This is a genomic window from Mucilaginibacter agri (genome assembly GCF_009928685.1).
Lineage (GTDB): Bacteria > Bacteroidota > Bacteroidia > Sphingobacteriales > Sphingobacteriaceae > Mucilaginibacter > Mucilaginibacter agri.
On sequence record NZ_WWEO01000039.1, the window covers coordinates 213,824 to 237,560 of the forward strand.

Sequence of the window (23,737 nt, forward strand, 5' to 3'; positions counted from 1 at the left end):
GGGGGCTTATTTCTTCATCTCTTCCTTAATCGCACGCAAAAATTCATTGCAGTGTGCCGAGCCGATAATGTAAACAAGGCCGTCGCGATCAGTAAGGTGTACAGCATCATTGCCCGCAGTGAAAAAACGGATAGTGCCTTTTTTATGGAGGTTATAAACAGGGTTGTTAAACAGGTAACGGCTATAGGTACCAGGTTCAACTTTTACAATACTGTTAAGGTCTATTTTAACCAGGCGACTGGTCCACAAACCATCCAATAAAATGCTTTTATTGATAACCCGGGTACGGAAATGCAACATAAAACCCATTATCATAGATATGATAATAATACCAAAGCCTACTACCACCAACAGGTCGCCATTGCGTTCGCGTTCGTCGGTAAAAAAGTAAACCGCAAAACAGATAAGGGCAAGCATAAGCCTGATGGTAACGGGTATCCACTCTCTTCCGAGGTATTGCTTTTCAGTAAAAACGGGTTTATCGGCCATTATAGTTCTGTTAGTTCGAAGATAGAAATTTTTTTAGTTCCGGGCGTTATTTTATACCTGTTGTCCACCCGGTAACCGGCTATCCAAATTACATCACCATTACCGTTAACCAATACCGGTATTTGACTTTTACGATGCACGGGTACTTTTTGGCCGATAAAAAAGTCACTTATTTTTTTTCTCAACTTCATGCCCAGTGGATAAAAATAATCGCCTTGTTGCCATGTGCGGATGGTTAAAGGGTAACTCAGTAATCCGGCATCGAGTGCTGCAATATTGGGGTTATTAACGATGGCATAAGGCGCAGTAGTATGCGATACTGTAAGGCTGTAGTTATTGAACTGTAGGTGTGTCACTAGTTCTTCAAATGCAATAGCATTAGTTTTTTCTGTTTCCACAGGGCTTAAAATAAGCTTATCACGATCTAGTATTAAGTTCCAATCGGGGGCCTCAAACTTTCGTCCTGCATGTTTACCAAGGGAACTGATCATATCATTCACGCTGGTTACATTAAAACCGTAAGGCTTCAGCAAACCATAAAGCAGGAGGTGCAAAGGTTTTAGATCTTTAAGGGCTGCAATAGGGATATAGAACTCATTTTGATGGACGCTAAATAACGCAGGCTTTAATTCCTCCAAACGCATTTCCAGCAATTGTTCCAGCTCACTAAAATGTTGTAAGTGATCCTGAAAGGTACTTTCGAGGTTGGGGTTTAATTCCTTTAATTTAGGCACAACCTCATGCCTGATCTTATTGCGGGCATATTTTACAGAAGCGTTTGAGCTGTCTTCTACAAAAGCAAACTTATTGGCTTTAACTACTGCCGTTACATCATCGCGGGTAAAACATAACATCGGCCTAACCAAATTGCCAACCTTTGGCCTTATGCCATGTAGCCCGGCAATGCCGGTGCCGCGGGTAAGGTTCAACAATATCGTCTCGATCGTGTCGTTCTGATGGTGAGCCAATGCAACCACATCATATCCCAATTGCTGTCTAATTTGTTCGAACCAGTTGTAGCGCAAATCTCTCGCGGCCATCTGTATAGATAGTTTATGCTCTGTTGCGTATGCGGTGGTATCAAAATTGATGCTGTAGAAAGGGACTTGAAGTTCCTCGGCAAGTTGTTTGCAAAATTCGTGATCGCGCAAGGATTCGCCGCCCCGCAACTGAAAATTGCAGTGGGCAATAACAAACTGGAGCCCCGCGGCGTGCAGCAAACGGGTCATTAGAACCGAATCCATGCCGCCGCTTACTGCTGCAACTATTTTACTTTGCCTATCAAATAAGCGATTTTGGTCGGCAAAAGCATTAAACCGGGCAAGTGGAAGCATGGCCAAAAATATTTAATTTAATAACCGCAACCAAAAAAGTAATTTTGTACTGTGATTAAATACGTGTTAAGCTGTTTCCTGCTGTGCCTGGGCCTGGCGGCTATCTGTCAGCCCAAAAAGAAAGCCTCGGTTGTAAACCTCATTTCGTCCGAACGCAGCCAGGGCATTAAACGCAATGGCGCCGATGTAATTAAGGTTTATCATGGCGTTTTTCAGCAGGATTACTCAATCTTGCGGTCAGACAGTGCGTACTTTTATCCGCAGCTCAACTCGTTCGATGCCTTTGGCCACGTGAACATTAACCAGGGCGATACCTTGAATATTTATTCAGATAAGCTTAATTACAATGGTAATACCCACATTGCCCTGCTTACTGATAATGTGAAAATGGTTGATAAAGATGCTACGCTAACTACCAACTACCTTACCTACAATACGGCGACTCGTATAGGTACTTATACAGGCGGTGGCAAACTGGTTAATAAGGATAATACGCTTACCAGCACCAACGGCTATTATTTTGCATACAGTCGCGATTCGTACTTCAGGTACAACGCCGTATTGACCACAGTTGACGCCATTATAAAAACCGATACCCTACGTTACAATACAGGTAGCCGCATAGCCTACTTCTATGGCCCCACAAATATTTACGGCAAGAAAAATAAGGATACCCTTTATACGGAAAATGGCTTGTACAATACCGTAACAGAACAGGCGTATTTCGGGAAGAAAAATCTTTATAAACAAGGCACCAAATCATTAAAAGGCGATAGTTTATTTTACGACAGGCTTAAGGGTTATGGCCGGGCAATAAAAAACGTAATGTTTGATGATAAGGAACAGAAGATAACTTTACACGGGCAGTTGGGGACCTATTATCAGAACCCGGAGCGTACCGTAGTAACTCAAAACCCTTGGGTAACCATTATAACAGAAGAAAAGGATTCCACAAAAACAGATACGGTTAAACCCAAACCAGAGGCGAAAGCAACGGCTGATAAAGGCAAACCAGTTGCTAATACGCAGCCAGTGGTTGCGGGGGCATCACCAAAAGCAAATAACGTTCAGCCCGGCACTCCGCTAAAAAACAGCCAACCATTAAAACCCGTTGGCCCTGTTGATAGTGCCACAGTAACCCCCGATACAGTTAAAGTACAATTGCCTAAACCATCAGCTGTTAAAGATTCGGTTAAAAATAATACTGCTGTTAAAGCTGCAGTGTCTAAACCCGCCGGTAAAGATTCGATAGAAGTTATTAAGCAGGGTAGCAAGAAAAAAGATAAGAATATTAAAGCGGAATCGCCCAAGCCTTTGTTACCTAAAGATACGGTTACCCGCACCAAACAAGACACCATATATATGGTTGCCGATACGCTGGAAACACGCGTAATGACCTTTAAGGCATTGAAAGATCTACAAGAAGAACGCCGCCTGGCATCGGTTATCGATACTACTGCAGAAGGCAGGGCAAAGCGTGCGGCTAAAAATGCCAAACCATCTAAGTTTTTAAGCCTTAGTCCGCCTAAAATAATGCCGGATACCAGTTACAGGCATACCGATTTCTTCGGCCCGCCAAAGAAAACGCCTGTATTTGTAAGCAAACAACCGGGTAAAGGTGCGCCAGGCAAGAAAGCCGCCATAGATTCGACAAAGCTTAAACCAGATTCGGTGTATTCGACGCATAACGTGGTACTTAGTGATACTTCACGGATTAGGATTCTGTTTGGGCACCATAACGCCAAGCTCTATAAATCGGACCTGCAAGCCAAGGCCGACTCCATTTTTTATAGTTCGAGCGACTCCACCATCCGATGTTATGTAAACCCGATCATCTGGTCGCAAGGGTCGCAAATGACTGCTGATACTATTTACCTTCAGCTGAAGAATAAGAAGCTCGACAATATGGATCTGTTCCCGTCGCCGTTTATTGTCAATACCGAAAATGCAGATACTGCTTTCTTTAACCAGGTGGCTGGTAAGAAAATGAAAGCTTATTTTGTAGATAGCAAGTTAAGCCGGGTATTTGTTGACGGCAACGCAGAAACAATTTATTTTAATAGAGATAGTACCACCAAACAGGTAAAAGAGATGTACAGATCGCTCTCCAGCCGTATCCGTGTAAATTTTAAAGCAGGTAATGTATCCAATATTATGTATTGGGTAAAGCCCGATCAAAAATATGGCCCCATAGCGAAATTTACCGACGACGAGCGATTACTTAAAGGGTTTATCTGGAAACCTAAAGAACGGCCAGTCTCTAAAGAAGCCATTATCCCCGAACTGGATAAAACAGGTAAGTACAAACATGCCCCGCCACCTAAGCCACGTGCCAAGGGTAAACCTGCCGTAAATTTAAAAGGAGGATTGCCAGGTATTTTGGCAGGTAAGGATTCGTTGATCAATAAAGCGCTAACCGATCCTAAGTTAAAAAGTGCTAAGGACAGTCTGGGAAACATGCTAAAACAACCGGGCAACAAGGCCATTAAAGATAGCTTAGTGAATAAAGCCATTAAACAATCTGGTAAACTTGCTACAGATACTACAGTAAATAAGTTGTTAAAACAGCCAGGTGTTAAAGCCGCGAAGGATTCGGTATTAAAGAAGTTGCCAGCTAAGGCGGATACGGTAAAGCATTAATCCGATCAGTATTTTTTGCTCCCTCTCATCTGGAGAGGGCCGGGGTGAGGCATCCTGATTCTCGACTCTTGCTTCTATCTACTGTTCCTTCAAAAAAGCCAGCAACTTTTCCATGGCGATAGCCCTATGGCTAATAGCGTTCTTTTCGTCCATGCTCATTTCGGCAAAGGTAATATCATAGCCATCGGGCTGGAAAATAGGGTCGTAACCAAAGCCTTTGGCGCCAGAACGTTCCAAGCGTATTGCGCCTTCAACAGTTCCCTCAAAAAAATATTCCTCACCTTTCCATAACAAAGAAATTACGGTGCGAAAGCGAGCCGCACGGTTGGTTTGATTGTGTAGCTGCTCCAACACTTTATTAATGTTGGCATCGTGGTCGCCATGTGTGCCTGCGTAGCGTGCGGAGTAAATACCGGGTTCGCCATTAAGGGCGTCAATTTCCAGGCCGCTGTCGTCGCCAAAGCAGTCCAACTGATAATGGTCGAAAACATAGTGGCTTTTAATTGAAGCGTTTTCATGAAAGGTACTGCCGGTCTCGGCAATATCTTCGGTGCAGCCTATATCTTCGAGGGTAAGTAGTTTAAACTTGTCGCCTGTTTTGGCGGCAACCTCATCTACTTTATGGCGGTTGTTGGTAGCAAATACTAATTGATGCGGCATATTATAAATTCTTCATTTGTTCCCAAAATGCTTTAGCCTTTTCGCGATCGGCGAGCATCTCGTCAAAGTTATGAGTATAAAGTTGCAGGCGGTTCTCCAGCTGCTCAATGGCGTTCAGTTTAACGGAAGCTAATCCTGCAGGTACTGCTGAAGCACCGAGTATCAGCAGTTTTTCCGGTACGAAAAATGTCAGATAGTCTTGATGTTGGTAATTGGCATAAGCGGCTATGTTTACAATTGCCACATCGTCAATACTCAAAGTCTTACGGCCAAGGGTGCTTTCGAGCGCTTTGAGGTGCGCTTCGGCCATGTATTGGGCATCCGCATAATTCACCAGTATCAAAAACTTCTTTTTATTGCTACCGAGGTACTTAAAATTAAGCTTTGGCGTTTCTGTTACTGATTGAACGGGTTCGGCTTTAGGCGCTTCAACTATTGGTGAAACAGGTTGTTCTGTCGGCATAGATGCCGACTTTGCAGATAGGTCGCTGTATGCGCCTTGGTCTTCCTTAAGCAGGTACAGATCATCCTGTAAAAAGTGGTGCAGTAAAGCCGGATTGTCGTTAGCCATATTTAACAAATTTTAACCAAAAATAGTTAAAGCAAGCGAGCCATTATCCGCATATTCGTAAAATATCGGTATTTACGGCTAAATGCACATTTAAGAGGCTACAGTTCAATATTTTTTGCGAAATTTGAAGGTTAATCGTGCCGTAGGTTCAGATTAGGGATTATTAATAGTATAAATGAGAAAATTCGGAATAGCCATATTAGGTTTCTTGCTGATCGTATCAGTTTCAAAAGCACAACGCTCGATGGATAAAATTGCGGGTGTTGTGGGTAGCAGCATTATTTTACAGTCGGACATTGAGATGCAATATGCTCAGTACCTGGTACAAGGCGGCCAGCCAAACCCAGGTATTAAATGCCAGGTTATGCAAAACCTGCTTACTCAAAAAATATTAGCGCAACAGGCCGTTATTGATAGTGTTACCGTAAAAGAAGATGAAGTAGATAACGAAATTGACCGTAAAATGCGCAGCATGATGCAACGCGCAGGCGGGCAAGACAGGCTGGAGCAATTCTTAGGTCGTTCGGTTATTCAATATAAAGATGAGATCCGTAACGAGATCAGAGAAAGTATGGTAGCCGACCGTATGCGTGGTAAGATCACCGAAAAAATTAGCGTTACGCCGCAGGATGTTAAAAGCTTTTACGATAAGATCCCTAAAGACAGCTTGCCTTCTTATAACAAAGAGGTAGAAATTGGTGAGATTGCGTTTAACCCAACCCTGACTAAAGAAGAAAAAGAAGTTTATAAAGAAAAGGCTGAAGCTCTACGTGAGCGTGTTAAAAAAGGCGAAGACTTTGGTACCCTGGCGAGGTTATACTCACAAGATCCAGGTTCGGCGCCTGATGGTGGCGACTTGGGTTTTGCAGACCGTACTACGTTTGTGAAAGAATTTAGCGCCATGGCATTTAAATTAAAAGCAGGTGAAATTTCGCCTGTGTTCGAAACTGATTTCGGCTTTCACTTTTTGCAGGTAATTGAGCGTCGCGGCGAGCAGGTACACGTGCGCCATATCTTGATTATGCCGCAAATTACCCAGGCGAGTTTAGATCGCGCTAAGTTGAAAGCAGATAGCGTTTACACCCTGCTTACTAAAAATAAACAGGTTGACTTTTCGAGTGCTGCAGCTTATTACTCTGACGATAAAGACACCAAATACAATGGTGGTATGATGCTGAATGCAGAAAACGTACAAACACGTTCAACCTTTATCCCTACCGATAAACTAGACCCGCAAATGGCTTTGGTGGTTGACACCATGAAAGTTGGCGAAGTTTCTAAGCCCGTTTTATACACTGGCCAGGATACCAAGAAAAGCTACAGACTTTTAATGTTAAAATCTGTTACAGACGCGCACAAAGCAAATCTTAACCAGGATTTTCCAAAACTGAAAGAAGTAGCCTATGGCGATAAACTGAACCGTACGGTCAGCGCCTGGTTTGAGAAAAAACGTAAGGAAACCTTTATCCGCATAGATGCCGAGTACCAGCAATGCGATCAGCTTAAAAAATGGGTAGTAGAGCCACAAACAGCAGCCGTTGTTAAACCTTAATATGCAAACAGAATACAGATCAGAAGTAGAAGCGGCCGATGCTTTAAAGCGAGCCTATGACCTTGCCCGCACCGAAATAGCCAAAGTTATTGTAGGACAGGATGACGTTGTTAAATCTGTACTGATCGCTGTATTCAGCAATGGGCATTGTTTGTTGGTTGGAGTACCGGGGTTAGCGAAAACCTTATTGGTGCAAACCGTAGCCCGCGTGCTCGATCTTAATTTTAACCGTATACAGTTTACACCCGACCTGATGCCGTCGGACATTATCGGTTCGGAGATATTGGGTGAAGACCGAAACTTTAAATTTATACACGGCCCGGTGTTTTCTAATATCATTTTGGCCGATGAAATAAACCGTACGCCGCCTAAAACGCAGGCAGCGCTGCTGGAAGCCATGCAGGAGAAATCGGTTACAGCGGCAGGTGTTACCTACAAGCTGCAACAGCCATTTTTTGTATTGGCTACCCAAAATCCAATTGAGCAGGAGGGAACGTACCCACTTCCGGAAGCGCAGCTGGATAGGTTTATGTTTAATGTATCGTTAGATTATCCAACCTTTGCTGAGGAATTGCAGGTGGTAAAAAACACAACCGGTACAAGCGTTGCCGATGTAAATAAGATCCTCAATGGCGAACAAATCATGTATTTTCAGCAATTGGTGCGCAACATCCCAATTACAGACCATGTATTGGAATATGCTGTTAAATTAGCCGCCAAAACACGCCCGCAAGGCGAAATGGCTACACCGTTGGTTAAGCGTTTGCTAAACTGGGGAGCTGGCCCACGTGCATCGCAATTTTTAGTGCTGGGTGCAAAATGTCACGCGGTTATTAATGGCAAGTATTCGCCAGATATTGAAGATGTACAAGCGGTAGCCAAGGCTATTTTAAGACACCGCATCGTTCGCAGCTACCAGGCTGAAGCTGAAGGTATGTCGACAGATCAGATCATTGAGCAATTGTTTTAGTGAGTAGTTGATTGGGTAAGCAGTTGATTGAGTTAAAATATTCATAAAAAAGAAAGGCAGCCAAGGGGCTGCCTTTCTTTTTTGGGTGTTATCATTATCTTCGTTCAATTACTACAAAGGATAAAAGAAAAGGCACCCGTTAACGGATGCCTTTCATATGTAATCAGTGAGCAACTCAATCAACCACTCACCCAATCAACTTTACTCGTTTTCTATAGCCGAAAATATCTCCAGGATAATATTCCAACGATGATTGGCATCAGGTTGCCAAACGCGTACATAGCTATAGTTGCTTACAATGTTTCCTTTTTTAATACGGGCACGGCCATAGCTGTAAGCCAGGTCGCCGCTGCTCGAACGTCCGGCATTAACAGTTTCTGCTGTTATGCTGACGCCTTCATTATCCAAAAACTTCATGGTTTTATCCACACCTACAATAGGCGAAAAACCAGGGAAGTAAAAGCGGCCGTCTGTATTAAAGAACTCTTTATAAGTTGCAATGGCAGAAATATCCAGCGTGTGGTTAAAGGTTTTATCGGTGTTAACAATAATGCCCTTACCTAAAAACGGATCTTTACTTGGCGTGCTTGTAACCGGCTTAGGATCTTTAAAATCAGTTGCTAATTGCTGCTCGGTTTCCGGATGCTGCATGCCCAGGTCAATAAGAAGTTTTAGCTTATTGTCTACATCGGTGCGCCAGATCGAAACGTAATCGCCATACACCTTATCGTCATCCGTTTTGCCATTTTGGTAAACGTAAGGGCCTGCTGTAAAGGCCAAATCGCCATTGGCAGATATGCGTGCAAAATTAGGTGTCCAAGTAAGTGTACCAGGCTGCTTATCTATTTTACTATAAAACTCGTTTATGTTTATGGCTTCGGGCTTAAAAACAATCCCTTCTGGATCGGCTACGCCTAAAAAACCATCTTTAATGCCTTTGCGGGCTACCAGTTTATTGAAATTATCTTCGGCTGTTATTACAGTTTGTACCTGTGCTGTTTTTTGTTGCGCCATTACGCTAAAACCGTAGCAGCTAAGTGCAATAATGACTAAGGATTTTTTGAAGTTCATTTTTAGAAAAAAAAGTAAATAAATGGTAAACCTAAAGGCCGTAATTTAATCTACAATTATAGCTAACTCAATAACTTAAATCGTAGTGTTTTAGTATAAATTACGCTGTTAAGTTTAAGCGTTAATATTTAATGGTAAAATGTTTTGCAACCAATATATGCGTTAGTTCGCGAAAAACTAAAGCTTATACAATGTTATCACATTTTAGTTTTAAAGTATCTATGCCGGGGTAACCAAAATAGGATATAATTGCAAACGCATGATACATGTTTACGAAAGGACAAAGCGCTACTAATAACAGCGAACTAGGGGGTATTTCTCAACGTATATACTTACAGAAATACCCCCGCTCTATTATATTTTGCTCCAGGTAGTACCTTCTTTGCTGTCTTTTAACTGAATGCCGATTTTTTGCAACCCATCGCGAATCTTGTCAGAAGTGGTATAATCGCGATTGGCTTTTGCTTCATTACGCAGGTTAACAATAAAGTCAACCACGTTTGGCAATTCGTCTGTTGCAGCCTGCTCATTTTTAAGGCCCAGTATATCTGTTACAAAAACATTCATCAGGTCTTTTAATTGTTGCAAGTTATCTGCATCGATAGCCATTTTCCCATCATGTACGGAGTTAATGATACGTGACGCTTCAAACAATTCAGCAATTAAAACCGGGCTGTTAAAGTCGTCGTTTAAGGCCTCGTAGCAACGTGTGCGTAATGGCTCTATTTCAACTTCTGTTTTGGCAGATGCTTTCAATCCATTAAGCAAGCTAAAAGCATTCATCAGGCGCTTAAATCCTTTTTCTGATGCCTCCATCGCTTCGTTACCAAAATCCAGCGTGCTACGATAGTGAGCCTGCAACATAAAGAAACGAACCGTCATAGGGCTGTAGCCTTTATTCAGGATAGCATTGTCACCAGTGAACAATTCGTGCGGCAAAAAGCTGTTGCCTAACGATTTCGACATTTTTTGCCCATTAACTGTTAGCATATTAGTATGGATCCAATATTTAGCCGGTGTTTTGTTAAAGCAGGCTTCGTTTTGGGCAATTTCGTTGGTGTGGTGCGTAGGCACTAAATCTAAACCACCGCCGTGAATATCAAACTGGTCGCCCAGATATTTGTGGCTCATTGCCGAGCACTCCAGGTGCCAACCCGGAAAACCCAACCCCCATGGCGAAGGCCATTTCATCAGGTGCTCTGGCTTAGCTTTTATCCAAAGCGCAAAATCCAGCTTGCCATGTTTTTCTTCTTGTCCGCCCAGGCTACGTGTATTGTTCAGCAGATCTTCTAGGTTACGGCCACTTAGTACACCGTAGTCGTGGTTCTTGTTGTATTTCTCAACATCAAAATATATCGAACCATCAACCTCATAGGCAGAGCCATTAGCCAGCATAGCTTTCACCAATTCTATCTGCTCAATAATATGGCCGGTAGCGGTAGGTTCTATACTTGGCGGCAGCGTATTAAAAATGCCAAGCACTTCGCGGAAGCCCACAGTGTATTTCTGCGCAATTTCCATTGGCTCTACTTTGGCAATCTTTGCTTTTTTAGAGATTTTATCCTCGCCGGTATCTGAGTCGTCTTCCAGGTGGCCGGCATCGGTTATGTTACGCACATAACGCACTTTGTAACCTAAATGGTTAAGGTAACGGAATATAAGATCAAAAGAAATATAGGTACGGCAATTGCCTAAATGCACATCGCTGTAAACAGTTGGCCCGCATACATACATACCCACATGAGGGGCATTAAGCGGTATAAATTCTTCTTTTTTACGTGTTAAAGTATTGTAAACAAATAGGCTTTGCTTCATAAGTCGCAAACTTACGATTTTTTCGATGTGTGTGGGAAGTTAAGACTATGGGATATTTATTTTTAACGCAGCTGTGATGGTTGTGGTTTAGGTTTTTGAACTAAGGTCACAATTTACACTCTTCCGGACTAAATCTACTTCAACAACAAATCGCTGTAAACCGGATAATGATCTGACAATTTCTTTTCGATCACCCGGTAGTCCTGTACATCAAAACGTTGAGTAGCTAAGATGTAATCAATTTGGTAATTGGGGAAATCACCATTATAGGTGCGTCCCAGGCCACTGCCTTTTTCACGAAAAGCATTTTTTAAGCCTTTAGACATTTCGTGCACGGCGTAGGATGAGGGTGTGTCGTTAAAATCGCCGGCTATAATATATGGATAGGGGCACTGTTTAGTATGTTCGCGTATAAGCTGCACCTGTTGGCTCCGTTTAATAAAAGCTTGTTTTAGCTTGCTCCCTATTCTGCGGAAAGAGTGCATATCTGTTTTGCCCTTTTTAGACACACTGTCGATATACTGATAATCTTCCTGGTCAAATCCTATCGACCTGAGGTGAACGCTGTAAAAACGGATAATTTGTTGGCCTTTTTTAACATCAACATAAATACATTGATTGCCATTATGCTCTTGAGATAGTTTAACCAGGCCGTGGTCGATAATCGGGTATTTGGTAAAAATAGCAATGCCCATGGCATCGCGGGCGTTATCGTAATTAACCGCCTCGAAATAATAATTAGTGGTGTTGAGTATTCTCTTTAACGAATCGCGCATGTTATACTCGCCACGTTGACGGGTATAAAATTCCTGAAATCCAATTAAATCTGGCTGATGTTGATTGATAATGTCTAGAATCTCATGCTTGGTAGACATATCATTGTTGGCGCCGTATTTCTTAAACGAGTGCACGTTATAGGTCATGATGCGGATAGCATCCCTGTTTTCTTTTTGAATGTATGTGCGTTTAGCATTTACGCCGAAACTGTTTTGTAATACATTGTACCCAACGAGAATACACACGAAGGATACAAGCACCAGCCAGCTTCTCTTAAACAGCCAAAAAACAATAAACAGTATATTAAATAGCAATAACGGAGGATAAGCCAGCCCGAAAAAGGCCACTATCCATAATTTAGAAGGGTTAATAACAGGCGCAAGGTAGCTGATCAGCAGGGCGGCAGCTAAAATAATATTTATACAAAGAAATATTTTGGTGAAAAAACTTAACCGTTTTTTTGCCTTCATTTAGTCGTTGTTGCTGGCTCTGAACAAGGTTTCTTTCTCGTTCTTATTGAGGCTGTCGTATCCGGTTTGCGAAATTTTATCCAAAATGCGGTCTATTTCTTCCTGTTGTGGGGTGTTAGACGAACTTTTTCCAGATCGTGAATAGCCCGAGTTATTGCTCACCACTTTTATTTTAGGGCTTGCTTTAAATACGTTACCGATGCTTTGGCCCCAGTTGTTGCCGCGTTGTAATTGTTTAATGTAGATAAAGCCTAATAAAGCGCCACCAAGGTGGGCTATTTCGCCGCCTGCGTTAGGGCCTGCAATACTTAGAAAGTCGAACACGACATAGAACAGGGCTACCCATTTTAATTTTACCGGCCCCAAAAACATCAGAAAAATGGTATAGTTGGGTATCAGCGTGGCTGTAGCAACCACAATGGCCATAACGCTGGCCGATGCACCCACAACTGTAACTAAAGGCAGTGCCTCCGAATGGGAAAAAGCAGGAATGAAATTAAAGCTGAGCAGATAAGCTAAGGCACCGGCTAAACCGCCGGCTATGTATAAGCCAATTGTTTTTTTGTTGCCCAGGTATTCTTCAAAAAGCTGCCCCATCCAGTATAGCCATAGCATGTTGAACAGGATATGGAATATGCCCTGATGAAGGAACATATAAGTAAGCGGTGTCCAGATGCGTGTGAGTAGTTTAGGCAGGTAGGCCGGCATAGCCAGGTAATCGTAAGCATAGCTAAGTATGATACTCGGCTGGTTAAATCCCGTTATAAAAAGTTGTTCAACAATAGCCGGTATATTAATAAGCAAAAATACGATTACATTGATACCGATAAGCAAGTTAATCTTGCTGCCGGAGTGTAACATTTTATAGCGTATATCCTGCCAGGTGGTGTTCATGTTGATGTTTTTTAGGATGTTGTCTAACTATATAACTTACATATTTTAGAAAAAATTGTTTGGCCTTTGTACTCGCCAAATTTTTAATAACAAAAACCCGAAAAGTGCGCCTCCCAAATGGGCAAAATGCGCTACCGAATCGCCGGCAAACTGGCCAACGCCTAAACCCAGTTCTATTAAAATATAAACCGGAATAATGTATTTGGCCTTAACCGGTACCGGTATAAACATAATCATCAATTCAGCATTGGGGTAAAGCATGCCGAATGCAATTAATAACCCAAAAATAGCACCCGAGGCACCAACCATCGGGCCAAAATAAATTTCCTGTAATTTTTTGATACCTGATGCATCTACAGGAATATTCGCATTAATATTTAGCGTAATATGACCCGTTAATGAATATACCTCGTACGACTGAATTATCATCTGTAACGCAATAGCGCCCAGGCCGCAGATAAAGTAGAAGTTGAAAAAGCGTTTAGAGCCGAGTGTATACTCGATAGCCATACCAAATGAATACAACGCAAACATGTTGAATAAGATGTGCATCCAGTTACCATGTAAAAACATATAGGTAATAGGCTGCCAAGCTTTAAACAGTGGCGAGTTAAAGTAGTATACACCAAATAGCTCGATATATTTATCATAGGTAGCTCCGCTAAATACAATGTATGGGATAAAGCAAATAACATTGATGATCAGCAGGTTTTTTACAACCGGTGGAAGATTGGCTAAGGGGTTTTGCCTGAATGCGCTCATATTGTAATAGTAGGCTTGTTAAAGCTATTTTTCAAATCGTTCTGCTAATTCATTTAACGTAAAAGTACTGATTACTGGTTTCCCGTTCAAGGCCTGGTTAGGGCTCTGGCAGGCAAAAAGCTGATCGATCAGTAAGTTCATTTCATCGAGCGATAAACGTGTACCTGCCTTGGTGGCAGCGTTGCGGGCCAGTGTGCGGGCCAGCGTATCGCGTTTATCTAACTTTAAAATGGCCGTGTTGTTTTTAAACCCTTCCAGCAGGCTCTCTAATAATTCGTGCTCGCTGTTGTGGTTAATATCTGCCGGTATACCTTCAACAATAACGGTGTTGGGGCCAAATTCGCGTATATCGAAACCAAGATTACGTATGTCTGGCAATAGCTCTTTTAAAAGCTCAAAATCACTGCTGTTTAAACTTACAGTTTCGGGAAAAAGACTTTGCTGGCTCAGACCCGAATGGTTTTGTAATTGTGTTAAAAAACGTTCGTACAGGATGCGTTCGTGGGCGGCTTGCTGATTGATCAGCATAAAACCCGACTTAATTTGCGACAGGATATACTTGTTGTGGATCTGAAAAAGCTGACGCTCGCTGGTTTTATTTACCTGCTCATCAGCAAGCTGCACGGCGGGTGCATCTGCGTCCAGGTCAATAGTTTGTTGCGCTTCTGTATCACGTTTGCTGATCTGATACAAGGTATCCCAATTTGAAGGTATACCTTTCTTCTCAAAAAATGCAGATTCGCTGGCGTAGCTGCGCCCGTTGCTCTTCTTATCCTCCGGTGTACTGAAGGGGTTAAAGTCTGGATTAAACGAGATACTTGGCTGTACAATCTGATCTAATGGTTTGGTTGTAATCAGGTGCTCAATGCTATTTTCCTGATCAAAATCCAGGCTTGGTGTTATGTTATACCTGCCTAACGAGCGCTTTACAGCCGAGCGGATAATAGCGTAAATGGCCTTCTCATCCTGGTATTTAATCTCCGTTTTAGTTGGATGTACGTTAATGTCGATCTTCGAAGGATCTATCTCAATAAACAATACATATAGCGGAAAAGTATCGTCCGGCAATAGTTCTTCAAATGCAGTTGTTACCGCATGGTTAAGGTAACCATCTTTAATAAAGCGGTTATTTACGAAGAAAAACTGCTCGCCACGTGTTTTGCGTGCAAACTCGGGCTTACCTACAAAGCCGGCCAGTTTAATAATAGTGGTATCTTCTTCAACAGGTACAAGGCGTTGATTGTAGTTGTTGCCCAGCAGGTGTACAATCCGTTGTTTTAGCGTAGTACCGGGTAAGTGATATACTTCTTGCCCCTCATGGTGTAGGGTAAAGAAGATACGCGGATTGGCTAATGCCACACGTTGAAACTCATCTAAAATATGGCGCATCTCCACCGGGTTACTTTTTAAAAAGTTACGGCGGGCGGGTGTATTGTAAAATAAGTTTTTAACTGATATAGAAGTGCCCGCAGGTGTACCACAAGGTTCCTGACTAATTACTTCGCTGCCTTCTATATTTATGCAGGTGCCCAGCTCGTCTTCGTGGCGGCGGGTTTTCATTTCTACCTGAGCAATAGCGGCAATAGAAGCCATTGCCTCGCCCCGGAAACCCATGGTGCGTATGGCAAACAGATCATCTGCTTTGCGTATTTTGGAAGTGGCGTGGCGCTCAAAGCACATGCGTGCATCGGTAACGCTCATGCCGCAGCCGTTGTCAATAACTTGTATTAGTGACTTGCCGGCGTCTTTAAGTATCAACTGTATCTTATCGGCGCCAGAATCTATGGCATTTTCAACCAGTTCTTTTACCGCCGAGGCCGGGCGTTGCACCACCTCTCCGGCTGCTATCTGGTTGGCAACCGCGTCTGGTAAAAGCTGTATGATATCAAACATTTAAAATTTTTCCCTTCAATTTCGTTTTCAGGATGCTAAATTAAATATTTGATAGCATAACTTTAGCTTTCGATAGTTGTATATAGTTTTGTACTTATCATCTTTAGTCTACCCTATGTTTAAAAAACTTAAGAAAACGTGGCCGCTGTTGCTTTGTATAGCCATTGCATCGTGCCAGCAAAAGCAAGAATATAACGCAGATCTGCTAATAAAAAATGCCGTAGTATATACGGTTGACAGTAATTTTACTACGGCAAGTGCATTTGTGGTAAGCGGCGGCAAAATTATTGCCGTTGGCGGCGCCGATACGCTCGAAAAAAAATATATGGCCCGCCAGGTAGTTGATGCCGGAGGCAAGGCTGTTTATCCTGGATTTATTGATGGGCATGCCCATTTTTACGAATATGGCATGAGCTTACAAGAAGTACACCTCGAAGGCACGCAAAGCTGGCCAGAGATTGTAGATTCGGTACAAGCCTTTGCCAAACGTAATACCGAAGGCTGGATCATCGGCCGCGGTTGGGACCAAAACGACTGGAAGGTTAAGGAGTATCCTAACAAAGCCAAATTAGATTCATTGTTTCCGGTTAGGCCGATATTGTTATCGCGTGTAGATGGACATGGTGCTATCGCCAACCAGGCGGCGCTGAATATTGCCGGTATTAAACCAGGCCAAACCATTGCCGGTGGCCAAATTGAAACTGTTAATGGCAAACTAACCGGTGTGTTGGTGGATAACGCCGTGCGATTGGTTGAACATAAAATCCCGGCACCAACAGAAGGTATAGTACAAGAAGCTTTTACCGATGCGCAGCGCAACTGCTTTGCAGTTGGCTTAACCACGGTTGATGATTGCGGACTGCCTTACACTATGGTGAATACCATCGCACAGCTGCAACACAAAGGAGCACTGAAAATGCGCATGTATGTAATGCTGTCTGATGCTCCCGAAAACTACGAATACCTGTTTAAGCGCGGCGTTTACAAAACCCCGGGATTGGACGTACGCGCATTTAAAGTTTATGCCGATGGTGCGCTAGGTTCACGCGGGGCATGTTTGCTGAAACCTTATGCAGATAAACCGGGATGGTCGGGATTTTTATTGAGCAGCCAAAAGCATTTCGAAGATATTGCTACCAAACTGGCATCAAAAGGTTTCCAGATGTGTACGCATGCCATTGGCGACTCGGCCAACCGTGTAATGCTGAAGATTTATGCCAAGGCGCTGAAAGGTAAGAACAACCTGCGCTGGAGGATAGAACACTCTCAAATTGTGTCGCCCGAGGACGTGAAAATGTTTGGCGATAATAGTATTATCCCATCTGTGCAGCCAACACACGCTACATCCGATATGTATTGGGCTGGTCAGCGTTTGGGGGCACAACGTTTGAAAACCGCGTACGCATATAAGGCTTTATTGAAACAAAATGGCTGGATGCCATTAGGTACAGATTTTCCGGTGGAGAATATCAATCCGCTTTATACGTTTTATGCAGCAACAGAACGTAGGGATCTGAAAGGCTTCCCACCAAACGGTTTCCAGAAGGAAAACGCGCTCGATCGGACCGAGGCATTGCGCGGGATGACCATCTGGGCAGCCAAAGCCAATTTTGAGGAGAAAGAAAAAGGAAGTATTGAAGTAGGCAAGTTTGCCGATTTTGTGATCCTTGATCAGGATATTATGAAAGTAAAAGGCGATGAGCTGCCTAAAGTGAAAGTGATGAAGACTTATGTTAATGGTGAAAAAGTTTATGAAAAAAAATAGGCAAACGCTTGCCGTCTTACTATTGTTAGCGTTTGCAGGTTTACAAAGCGCGTGTGCCCAACCCCAGCCGCAGAACCTCACTAATCAACAATTTTTAGCCGAAACTAAAGACGCCGCGAAAACTACCGTGCTGCTTAACAACGATCAGCAAATGGTGCCGCTGAAAAATCTGGAGCAGATTAAAGTGGCAAGTATCCATTTAAACTACTCGTATTCGGCCGCTTTCGATAGTATTTTGGCAAAGTATACACGCATCCAATTGGTTGATGGTAATAAGTACAGCGGCAAAATGGCTTCGCTTAGCGAAGATTTGAAATTGTATAACACGCTTGTTTTCCAGCTTACAGAAGCGGATCTGAATAATACCGCCTTAATGACTTTCATCACAACAAGCCAAAAGCTCAAAAATGTGGTGATTGCTTTCTACGGCCCGGGTAGGGCGTTAACAGTATTGAATGATATTACCGCGCCGATTATCTGGTGCGAAAAGGTTTCGGCAGTTACGGCGCAGTATGTTCCTCAACTGATATTTGGTGGCGTGGCGGCCACTCAAAAGTTGCCTAATAGCTTTTCGTCAAAGTATACATCGGGTACAGGTTTTAAAACAGAAAAAACACGTTTAGGATATTCCGTTCCGGAAGATGCGGGGATTAATTCGCTCAACCTGCAAGGCATCGATCTTATTGCTCAGGAAGCTATCCGTAACCATGCCACTCCCGGCTGTGTTGTGCTGGTAGCCAAAGATGGCAAAGTGATCTTTAATAAGGCTTATGGAAACCATACATACGATACCAGCGTGCTACCCGATAAAGTAACCGATATTTTCGACCTGGCATCAGTGACCAAGGTATCTGCTACAACACCGGCAGTAATGCAACTGGTAGAAGAAGGTAAACTGAACCTCGACTCTACAATGGGCAGCTACCTTATTGCCGCCCGACATACCAATAAAAACGACATTCGCTTACGCGAATTAATGCTGCACGAGGCAGGTTTGGTGCCGTATATTCCTTTTTACGAAACACTAAAACCAACAGATCATAGCACTGATTCGTCGGCTGTATACCCAACTAAAGTGGCCGATGGTTACTATCTGCGTAAAGACTATTACAAAGATGTAATGCTGCCACGGATGCTTAATACGGCGTTACGTACCCGCGGCAAATATGTTTATAGTGATTTGAGCATGTATTTTACTAAAGAGATTGTAGAGACTGTTACCTCGCAGCCCTTGAACGAATATGCACAGCAGCATTTCTACGATCCGCTAGGAATGCAGACCGCAGGCTTTTTGCCTCGTAACCGTTTCACGCGTGATCAGATTATCCCTACAGAAGAGGATAGCTATTTCCGCCACACCTTATTGTTAGGCTATGTGCATGACCAGGGCGCGGCCATGGTGGGCGGCGTATCCGGCCATGCGGGTTATTTTTGTAGTGCTAATGACGAAGCGATCCTTTTCCAAATGCTACTGAATAAAGGGACCTACGGAGGCGTACAATATATTAAACCGGAAACGGTAGAACAGTTTACATCACGCCAGTCAACCGTAAGCCGTCGCGGTTTAGGGTTCGATGGTTGGGGGCCAATTGCAGATAGTCACTACCCATCGTATAACGCTAATCCCGGAACCTACGGACACACCGGCTATACCGGCACTTGCGTGTGGGTTGACCCGAAAGAGAATCTCATTTACATTTTCCTATCCAATCGGGTATATCCCAAAGTAACCGACAGGTTATCGAGCCTTAATATCCGTCCGCGGATTATGGATACTATTTACGATGCGATAAAAAAGGGACTGTGAGGAAATTCCGAATCTAATTTTTTGATTTCTTAGAGGCACAATAATCTGTGCCTCTTTTGTTTAATTCCCTCCTCTGGGAGGGGTAGGGAGGGGTATCTGCGATTGAATTGCAACGATACCCCTCCCTGCCAGAGCACAAGCCGACCGCACCCCTCCCCAAGGAGGGATTTATTTTTTCGCGTGTTTTTTCGGGTTAACCATCAGGTAACCAAGGGTAAAATTCCTTAATTACCCTCTCCAAACTATCAACCAATTATCTCGAAAATGAAATCTAAAAACTTACTTGCTATTCTTGCGCTTGCTTTGGCGGCGTGTAACCAACAAAAACTGGCTGAACAAAAAGCAGAACCAAGCCCGATTATTGGCACCTGGCAGCTTATATCAGATAAGATCATTACCAAAGGCGACACTGTGGTAGCCTATCCTGTAAAAGGTAAAGAGGATGAGATGATCAAAATGTACAACGATACACACTTCGCCTTTACTCAGCACGACCTTAAAAAAGGAAAAATCGATACACCGTTGTTTAGCTCCGGCGCGGGTACCTATACCCTCAAAGGCGATGACTATACTGAAAAACTCCAGTTTTGCACAGCCCGCGAATGGGAGGGCCACGATTTTAAGTTTAAACTTACCATCCATAACGATACCCTCACTCAAACAGGCATAGAACGCCTTGATAGCTTGAAGATCGATCGTCAGATTATTGAGACTTACGTGAGGAAGAAATAAAGGGATCGAGAGACGAGAATCAAGATTTCTTCAATTTGTCATCCAGAGCGACAGCGAAGGGGCTTCTAAACCAAGCAAGTAGCAATGCTAATTGGAAAAGATTCTTCGCTGTCGCTCTGAATGACAATGAATTTGTGAAATATAAATTCCCTAACTTGCAGTAATCCAGCTGTAAGTATGCATTATTACACCATGCCGCCACCAGATAACCTGAAACCTTACGTGAGGTGTTTTTGGGTGCTAGCGCATGATCTGGGTGCAAGCGAATCTAATTATATATACCGTTCTGTTGCCGACGGCTGCGCCGAAATGGTGTTCCATTACCAAGGTGATTTTGCAGAACTTGTTAGCGACAAACCTGAAAAAGGCTGGAAGGCTGGCATGCATTTTCAAACGGGTACTTACCGCAGGTTTGTAACGGAAGATAGCTTCGGCATATTTGGCGCTTATGTTTACCCGTATGCTATTCCGCAATTGCTAAAAATGCCATCGTACGAAGTGACTAACCAAATGCTGGATGTTAAAGAATTATTTGGTGCTGACGGTCATCGCCTGGAAGAAGAAATGATGCTGGCAGCTGATAATCGAATGCGTGCAAAAATTTTGGGTGATTTCTTAACTCAGCGTTTGCAATACTCATCGGCAAAGGATACCCATATTATTACTGCGATACACCAGGTAGTTAACCAAACCAGGCAGGTTACTTCGGTTATTGACCTGGCTGATAGATATGCGCTATCTACGCGGCAATTTGATCGTAAGTTTAAAGAATACGCTGGCTTTAGCCCCAAAACTTACTTGCGGCTCATGCGGTTGCGTATGGCACTTAACCAATATGGCTGTGATAGATCACTTACCCAGATTGCTCTGGATTGTGGGTATTATGACCAATCGCACTTTATACATGATGTTAAAGCTTTTACGGGCTATCATCCTGGATATTATTTCTCGGGCAAGGCCGAAGGTCAGGAGTACCGGAATGTTTAACATGTCCGGTTTTTACAATTCAGGGCGGTAGTATTAACCTAATTTTGAAATAAAAAAATTATGAAAGCAGTAAATATTCCCGAAGGCTATCAGCAGGTAATGCCTTATTTAGTGGTTCCCGGTGCGGCCAAGTTTTTTGACTTTATGCAAAAGGTTTTCGATTCGGAAGAAGTGTACAAGGCCATGCGCGACGAACATACCGTACAACATGCCGAACTAACTATAGGCAACCATAAAGTAATGTTTTGTGATAGTACCGACGTATACCCGCCTCAAACCGCTGGCATGTTTGTATACGTGGACGATTGCGATACTATTTTTAAAAAGGCTATTGATGCCGGTGCTACCCAGGTAATGCCACCCGCTGATATGGACTATGGCCGAGCCGCAGGTGTAAAAGATCCGGTTGGCAATATTTGGTGGATAACGTCGGTTTAGTTTTGAGTTTTGAATTAGTGAGTTGTGATTCTCTCCCTTTGTCATTTCGACGTAGGAGAAATCTTCTGCTGCAGACTTTTCTGTTGTATAAGATCTCTTGCTATCGCTCGAGATGACAAAACAGGAATTAAGATATATGGTGGTTATCTTGATTCCTGTTTCTCGATTCTTGTCTCTCTCCTAAAGTTCCCTTCTCATCTTCACTATCTGTAAAATTTCGCTATCGGGCATTTTTGCATCGATGTTTTCCACAGCTCTATAGCCCATCACTTCGTAAAGCGGAACACCAGGGAGGGTTGCTCCAAGTTCCATACTGCGGAAACCATTGTTGTAGGCAGCCTGTTCGCAGTGCTGCATAATTTGCTTGCCTATGCCTTGACGTGCATAATCAGGGCGTACAAAAAATGCGCGGATACGTGCTGCATCTTTAGCGGGATCGAGTAAGGGATCTTCAACCTCTTTGTGTTGATCGCCACCATAAAGCGTGTTGCGCTTGCTCCAGCCGCCGCAGCCTGCGATGACGCCATCTTTTTCGAACACGTAGTAAGTCTGGTCGGTAATAAGTTGGGTGTCTACACCGAAAACGTATTTCAACGCGCTTTCTATTTGGTTGGCTGTATAGTAACCGGTACTTAAGCCGCGCACCGAAATGGCTATGAGTTGTTGCAGGGTGGGGATATCTTTAAATGTAGCTAAGCGAATCATGTTTAATTTGTTGATTTGCCAATTTGGTAATTTGTGAATGTATTAGCAAAACAAGGATATAATCTTTGAACTCTCATTTTAGGCGACTATTCTTGTCCATCATAAACTTTACATCCGTTTAACACTTTTGCCGTAAATTGCTGTTAAACTTGCAGTGATCAATTGGCTTCGTAATTAGAAGCGCGTTATCACAACTAAAAATCGCATCCAGATTAAATGAAAATCGGAATTGTATGTTACCCAACGTTTGGCGGCAGCGGCGTTGTGGCTACCGAGTTGGGCAAAGCCCTGGCCGACCGCGGTCACCAGGTGCACTTTGTTACCTATAATCAACCCGCCCGCCTCGACTTGTTTTCCGAAAACCTGTTTTACCACGAAGTTACTGTAAGTAAATATCCGCTGTTTGATTTCCCGCCTTACGAGCTTGCCCTGGCCAGTAGGCTGGTTGATGTGGTAAGATTCGAAAAGTTGGACGTATTACACGTGCATTACGCTATTCCGCATGCGTCGGCTGCATTTATGGCTAAACAGATATTAGCTACCTATGGCATAAGCATTCCGGTGGTTACTACACTACACGGTACTGATATCACATTGGTTGGTAACGACCGTACTTATAAACCTGTGGTCGAATTTTCGATCAATAAGAGTGATGGTGTTACAGCAGTTTCCGAACATTTAAAAAAAGATACCTACCGCTTTTTCGATATCCAGAAAGATATTAGGGTGATCACCAACTTTATAGACATGAGCCGCTTTAGCCTCAAGCCTAAGGATCACTTTAAAAAAGCTATTGCGCCTGAGGGAGAAAAGATATTGGTTCATACCTCTAACTTCCGCCGCGTTAAACACGCGCAGGATGTAGTGAGGATATTTGCCAAGGTGAATGCGGTTTTGCCGTCCAAACTATTAATGGTAGGTGACGGACAAGATCGGCCGGAATGCGAGCAATTGGCCCGCGACCTTGGCGTAAGCGAAAATGTACGCTTTTTAGGTAAGCAAGATGCGGTGGAGGAAATTCTGTCTGTTTCCGACCTGTTCCTCATGCCATCGCAATCCGAAAGTTTTGGTTTGGCAGCGCTGGAAGCTATGGCTTGTAAAGTGCCTGTAGTAAGTTCTAATACCGGAGGTTTGCCCGAACTCAACGTGGAAGGCGTGACCGGTTTCTTACGTGATGTTGGCGACGTTGACGGTATGGCCGAACGCGCAATCTACATTTTGGAAGATGAAGCCAGGCTGGCCCAGTTTAAAGAGAACGCGTTGGAGCATGCCCGAACCTTCGAGCTATCGAACATTTTGCCGCAATATGAAAATATGTATCAGCAGGTTATAGCTAACCTTAAGCCTGTTACTACTATTTAAATATTAAGGATATCTGTTAATATTTAAAACCTCTTCGTAGTAT

General features: G+C 43.3%; 20 protein-coding genes. 9 read left to right on the top strand and 11 right to left on the bottom strand.

The features are described 5' to 3' along the window. Positions 1-6: 6 nt before the first annotated feature. Both GSY63_RS05305 and tilS read right to left on the bottom strand, forming a co-directional pair. The gene (locus GSY63_RS05305; protein ID WP_166584782.1) at positions 7-489 is read right to left on the bottom strand and encodes a hypothetical protein; all 483 of its coding nucleotides are present in this window, start codon (positions 487-489) and stop codon (positions 7-9) included. After that, positions 489-1,823 carry a tRNA lysidine(34) synthetase TilS gene (gene tilS / locus GSY63_RS05310; protein WP_166584783.1) on the bottom strand — a complete coding sequence of 445 codons (1,335 nt, stop codon included), beginning with the start codon at positions 1,821-1,823 and terminating at the stop codon, positions 489-491. The genes GSY63_RS05305 and tilS overlap by 1 nt, the downstream gene beginning before the upstream one ends. A gap of 51 nt (positions 1,824-1,874) precedes the next feature. Between tilS and GSY63_RS05315 the strand changes: the two genes are divergently transcribed. Then, positions 1,875-4,463: an OstA-like protein gene (locus GSY63_RS05315; RefSeq protein ID WP_166584784.1), complete on the top strand. Its 2,589-nt coding sequence runs from the start codon at positions 1,875-1,877 to the stop codon at positions 4,461-4,463. A gap of 78 nt (positions 4,464-4,541) precedes the next feature. Here GSY63_RS05315 and GSY63_RS05320 read toward each other — a convergent pair whose 3' ends face one another. After that, a complete protein-coding gene (locus tag GSY63_RS05320; protein WP_166584785.1) occupies positions 4,542-5,123 on the bottom strand; it encodes a non-canonical purine NTP diphosphatase in 582 nt (193 codons plus the stop codon). A 1-nt stretch (position 5,124) separates the two neighbouring features. Further along, positions 5,125-5,694, bottom strand: coding sequence for a hypothetical protein (locus tag GSY63_RS05325; protein ID WP_166584786.1), 570 nt, complete (start codon positions 5,692-5,694; stop codon positions 5,125-5,127). A 175-nt stretch (positions 5,695-5,869) separates the two neighbouring features. On the opposite strand from GSY63_RS05325, the gene GSY63_RS05330 reads away from it, so the two are divergent. Both GSY63_RS05330 and GSY63_RS05335 read left to right on the top strand, forming a co-directional pair. Next, the gene (locus tag GSY63_RS05330) at positions 5,870-7,246 is read left to right on the top strand and encodes a peptidylprolyl isomerase (protein ID WP_166584787.1); all 1,377 of its coding nucleotides are present in this window, start codon (positions 5,870-5,872) and stop codon (positions 7,244-7,246) included. 1 nt (position 7,247) lies between these two features. Continuing rightward, complete coding sequence (locus GSY63_RS05335; RefSeq protein ID WP_166584788.1) at positions 7,248-8,216, top strand: AAA family ATPase; 969 nt, start codon at positions 7,248-7,250, stop codon at positions 8,214-8,216. A 201-nt stretch (positions 8,217-8,417) separates the two neighbouring features. Here the strand turns inward: GSY63_RS05335 and GSY63_RS05340 are convergent, their stop codons facing one another. The 6 genes from GSY63_RS05340 to mutL form a co-directional block, all read right to left on the bottom strand. Beyond that, positions 8,418-9,287, bottom strand: coding sequence for a Cif family virulence factor (locus tag GSY63_RS05340; protein ID WP_166584789.1), 870 nt, complete (start codon positions 9,285-9,287; stop codon positions 8,418-8,420). A gap of 354 nt (positions 9,288-9,641) precedes the next feature. Then, positions 9,642-11,102 (bottom strand): cysteine--tRNA ligase, encoded by a 1,461-nt coding sequence (cysS, locus tag GSY63_RS05345; RefSeq protein WP_166584790.1) that lies wholly within the window; start codon positions 11,100-11,102, stop codon positions 9,642-9,644. Between the two features lie 134 nt (positions 11,103-11,236). Then, positions 11,237-12,349, bottom strand: coding sequence for an endonuclease/exonuclease/phosphatase family protein (locus tag GSY63_RS05350; RefSeq protein WP_166584791.1), 1,113 nt, complete (start codon positions 12,347-12,349; stop codon positions 11,237-11,239). Further along, positions 12,350-13,243: a rhomboid family intramembrane serine protease gene (locus tag GSY63_RS05355; RefSeq protein WP_166584792.1), complete on the bottom strand. Its 894-nt coding sequence runs from the start codon at positions 13,241-13,243 to the stop codon at positions 12,350-12,352. 45 nt (positions 13,244-13,288) lie between these two features. After that, positions 13,289-14,005: a rhomboid family intramembrane serine protease gene (locus GSY63_RS05360; protein WP_166584793.1), complete on the bottom strand. Its 717-nt coding sequence runs from the start codon at positions 14,003-14,005 to the stop codon at positions 13,289-13,291. A 24-nt stretch (positions 14,006-14,029) separates the two neighbouring features. Then, positions 14,030-15,898, bottom strand: a complete 1,869-nt coding sequence (gene mutL, locus GSY63_RS05365; protein WP_166584794.1) for a DNA mismatch repair endonuclease MutL — start codon at positions 15,896-15,898, stop codon at positions 14,030-14,032. Between the two features lie 115 nt (positions 15,899-16,013). Between mutL and GSY63_RS05370 the strand changes: the two genes are divergently transcribed. From GSY63_RS05370 to GSY63_RS05390, 5 genes are all read left to right on the top strand, one after another. Then, on the top strand, positions 16,014-17,663 hold the full coding sequence (locus GSY63_RS05370) for an amidohydrolase (RefSeq protein WP_166584795.1): 1,650 nt from the start codon (positions 16,014-16,016) through the stop codon (positions 17,661-17,663). Beyond that, a complete protein-coding gene (locus tag GSY63_RS05375) occupies positions 17,650-19,470 on the top strand; it encodes a serine hydrolase domain-containing protein (RefSeq protein WP_166584796.1) in 1,821 nt (606 codons plus the stop codon). Before GSY63_RS05370 ends, GSY63_RS05375 begins: the two co-directional genes overlap by 14 nt. 264 nt (positions 19,471-19,734) lie before the next feature. Then, complete coding sequence (locus tag GSY63_RS05380; protein ID WP_166584797.1) at positions 19,735-20,202, top strand: hypothetical protein; 468 nt, start codon at positions 19,735-19,737, stop codon at positions 20,200-20,202. Between the two features lie 177 nt (positions 20,203-20,379). Continuing rightward, positions 20,380-21,189 carry a helix-turn-helix domain-containing protein gene (locus GSY63_RS05385; RefSeq protein WP_166584798.1) on the top strand — a complete coding sequence of 270 codons (810 nt, stop codon included), beginning with the start codon at positions 20,380-20,382 and terminating at the stop codon, positions 21,187-21,189. Between the two features lie 60 nt (positions 21,190-21,249). Then, complete coding sequence (locus tag GSY63_RS05390; RefSeq protein ID WP_166584799.1) at positions 21,250-21,627, top strand: VOC family protein; 378 nt, start codon at positions 21,250-21,252, stop codon at positions 21,625-21,627. A gap of 180 nt (positions 21,628-21,807) precedes the next feature. Here GSY63_RS05390 and GSY63_RS05395 read toward each other — a convergent pair whose 3' ends face one another. After that, positions 21,808-22,332 carry a GNAT family N-acetyltransferase gene (locus tag GSY63_RS05395; RefSeq protein WP_166584800.1) on the bottom strand — a complete coding sequence of 175 codons (525 nt, stop codon included), beginning with the start codon at positions 22,330-22,332 and terminating at the stop codon, positions 21,808-21,810. 216 nt (positions 22,333-22,548) lie between these two features. Here GSY63_RS05395 and bshA point away from each other — a divergent pair, with 216 nt between their 5' ends. Next, positions 22,549-23,694 (top strand): N-acetyl-alpha-D-glucosaminyl L-malate synthase BshA, encoded by a 1,146-nt coding sequence (gene bshA, locus GSY63_RS05400; protein ID WP_166584801.1) that lies wholly within the window; start codon positions 22,549-22,551, stop codon positions 23,692-23,694. Positions 23,695-23,737 lie beyond the last annotated feature (43 nt).